Below are 373 nucleotides of genomic sequence, written 5' to 3'. Positions count from 1 at the left end.
TTCTCTTGTTTCATCTGCAGTATATACTTTACCATCTGCATCTGTTGCTGTTGCCGTTGCTTTAAATACGTTCTTTCCAGAGTAGATACATGTAGGTTCTGTACTTTCTTCCACTTTTTCAACTTTAACCTCTACAGCATCACCTTCAAGCTTATGAGTAGCGTCATTCTGACATGTGAAAACTGCAGTTGCGGTTGCGGTATGATCAGCTTCATTTTCCACCCATGTGAACTCTGCTTTGTAATTATGTCCTAATGCGTTAGTTTCAACAACTTTCGTATCCGTTACAGGCTTAATTTCTTCGCCTTGTTCACCTTTTACTTTGGCCGTTGCCGTGTAGGTAACATTTCCACCTTGTTCACAAGTTGCTGAT

General features: G+C 40.5%; 1 protein-coding gene. It reads right to left on the bottom strand.

Features of this window, described 5'->3' with window-relative positions; genetic code table 11:
* Window positions 1-373 (bottom strand): hypothetical protein (locus ACTNB3_RS17960; RefSeq protein WP_441027328.1); only part of this gene is annotated, 373 nt, incomplete at both ends.

Origin of the sequence: Bariatricus sp. HCP28S3_D3 (genome assembly GCF_052065755.1) — a bacterium.
Classification (GTDB): Bacteria; Bacillota; Clostridia; order Lachnospirales; family Lachnospiraceae; genus Allocoprococcus.
The sequence above is the reverse complement of the archived record's forward strand: the minus strand, read 5'-3'. Positions and strand labels throughout refer to the sequence as shown.